The sequence below is a fragment of the Roseiarcus sp. genome, from assembly GCF_052145395.1.
Classification (GTDB): Bacteria; Pseudomonadota; Alphaproteobacteria; order Rhizobiales; family Beijerinckiaceae; genus Roseiarcus.
Map to the genome: position 1 here is coordinate 1 of NZ_JBKQOT010000017.1, position 2,571 is coordinate 2,571.

Sequence of the window (2,571 nt, forward strand, 5' to 3'; positions counted from 1 at the left end):
ACCTCAATGAGCAGGGCGTCAAGGCGCCTCGTAAGCGATGGTGGGGTCCCGCGATCGGGAAAATCATGCGGCAGACCGCGGAGGAGTTCGGCGGCGAGACTGCCGCCTTGAAGCCGCCGCGGCCACGGTCGCAGGTCCTTCAAAGCAAGGCCCGCGCGAAATTCGTGGCGCCGCCGATCTGGGAGATGCTGTCTCGGGGGATGTCGAAGGAGGCGATCGCGGCGGAGATGAACCGCCGAGGCGTTCCTACCGTTCGAGGTCAGCGATGGCATGACAATACGGTCCGCCGGGTCCTCGAGCTGACATCCGGCGAAACGCCGCCGAACGAGGACACGGCGCTCGCGCTCACACTGGGCTCCAAGGCTTTCCGTAAGCTTCAGCGGGCGAAGCGGTTCGCGCCGATCATCGCCCCCCTCCGCGCCGCCGGCTGGACCTACGACGCGATTGCCGGCGAATTCGGGCGGCTCGGCGTGCCGACGCCGAGGGCAGGGATCTGGCGCGGCTCCGCGGTTTGGAAGCTCCATCACCATCACCTGCCTCAAGCGCCGGCCAGGTAAGCGGAGACCCATCATGAAGGCTGGACGGTTCGTCGCCTACTATCGGGTCTCGACGGACACCCAAGCGCGCTCCGGGCTCGGGCTCGAGGCGCAGCATGAGGCGGTCCGCCGGTTTCTTGTCGAAGAGAGTGGCGACCTGATCGCCGAGTTCACCGATATCGAGAGCGGGCGAGTGGCCGATCGTCCGCAGCTCGCCGAGGCGCTCCGCGTGTGTCGCGTCTATCGCGCCGCGCTCGTGATCGCCAAGCTCGACCGGCTCGCTCGGAACGTCGCGCTGATCACCAAGCTCATGGACAGCGGCGCCGATTTCGTCGCGGCCGACATGCCGCTCGCCAACCGGTTCACGATCCACATCCTTGCGGCCGTTGCCGAGTACGAGCTTAAGCTGATGTCCGAGCGGAGCAAGGCCGCTGCGGCGATCCGGAAGTCCAGAGGGGCCAAGATGGGCGGCATCGTTCGTCCCGATTTTCAGACCTATCTTGTCGGCGGGACCGCAGCCAGTCACGCGGCTCGCCGCGAGCGCGCCTTGGCCAGAGCGAAGGATCTGTCGCCGTTGATCTGCGATCTGCGGGACGCCGGGCGATCTGTTCATGGGATCGCGGTCGATCTTACCTTGCGGCGGATCGAACCGCCTGGCAAGGGCCGGATATGGTATCCGGCCGCGGTTAGAGCCGCTTTCGCGCTCCTTGGAGAAATCACGCCGGTGCCGCAACCGAACGGTCGGGGTGTGCGCCGGTGAAAGCTCAAAGCCTCATGGATGTTTTTCATTTTTCGCGGCGCGGTTGCCGGAGGCCTGTGCATCAGCCTCGCACATGTATTCACCGCGTTTCGTGTTCCCGTAATCGTGGTTGTTGGGGAAATGATAGATATGCGAATGCTCGTTGACCCAAACGACCGTCGCGCCGGGGCAACGATATTGAACTTGCTGCGCCGTTGCGCCTCCGGCGGCCGGCGCGGGCGCGCTGTACGTCGTCGGGGCTGGGGCTGGCGCGGCAGGTTGTTGCCATGGGAACAACGACCCGGTCTGCGCCGGCGCCGGTGCTGGCGCCGGGGGTGCCACGCTCGGCGCGGGCGCGGGCGCGGCTGAGGCCGATGATGCGCCCGACATTTGGGCACGGCATTGCTTCAAGAATTGCGGCCAAGTCGCTCCGCCGGTCGTGCCCGCGGCTTTCGCCTGTTTCCACTGCTCTCCGCACGCGGCCATGACGCTTTGGTTGGAAGCCGCCGCGGCCGTCGGCGCGGGAGCGGCGGGCTGTTGCCACGGAAAGAGCGACCCGGTCTGAGCCGGCGAGGGTGTTTGAGACGCCGGGGTCTGTGTGGCGCTCGCATGCTGGGCCCGGCAGGACTTCAAGAACTCCTGCCACGTTTGACCGTTCGTGGTCCCCGCCGCTTTGGCCGCCTGCCACTCCGAGCCGCACTCTTTCATGATGCTTTCCGCGTTTGCCGAGGTCGAACCGGCGAGCGCGATTCCAAGGGCGACCAAGGCGGCGGAACCGAAACGAAGCACAGATTGACGCATAGGAAATCCCTCCCGCCGTACTGGGGCACGAAGGACGGTAGCAAGCGACGGTTGCCAGGGCCAGCATCTGCAAAGGCCGACGTCGCTCGCAGCAAGTGAATTAGTCTGCGAAAAACCGAAGACTGGCCTTGCGAATTTGCAGCGAAAGACCTATTTTATGCTAAACGTGGAGGACATGATGCTCGCCGCTCGTGAACAGGATCGCCTCGCCCCTGCGAAGGTCGTTCCGACCGACGCACTGCGTGGGTTCTTTTTGATCATGGACAAATGGCAGGTTGGCGCCGAAGACGCGCGCGTGCTCTTGGGGAGCCCGCCGTCGCGGACTTACTATGCCTGGCGCGCCGGAAACGGGGTGCGCGTCCCAGCCGACACTTTGCGCCGCATCGGTTACGTCGCCGGCATCTTCAAGGCGCTGCAGATTGTCTATTCTTTCCGAGGGGGGCGGCGGGGTATCCCGTGTAGTCCATGGGAGGTCGCCTGTGGACCCGTCGGGTG

Annotated in this window: 2 protein-coding genes and 1 pseudogene; all 3 read left to right on the top strand. The window is 65.4% G+C overall.

The genetic code is table 11. The features are described from left to right. Nucleotides 1-557 (top strand): recombinase family protein (locus ACLP25_RS00550; protein ID WP_442467302.1); only part of this gene is annotated, 557 nt, incomplete at its 5' end. Nucleotides 558-570: 13 nt separating this feature from the next. Then, nucleotides 571-1,296 carry a recombinase family protein gene (locus tag ACLP25_RS00555; protein WP_442467303.1) on the top strand — a complete coding sequence of 242 codons (726 nt, stop codon included), beginning with the start codon at nucleotides 571-573 and terminating at the stop codon, nucleotides 1,294-1,296. A 937-nt stretch (nucleotides 1,297-2,233) separates the two neighbouring features. Next, nucleotides 2,234-2,571: pseudogene (locus tag ACLP25_RS00560) on the top strand (hypothetical protein); the annotation flags it as partial.

Bases quoted from the DNA above. Each gene is read 5' to 3' on its own strand.
- ACLP25_RS00555 (WP_442467303.1), top strand. From the start codon at position 571: ATGAAGGCTGGACGGTTCGTCGCCTACTATCGGGTCTCGACGGACACC.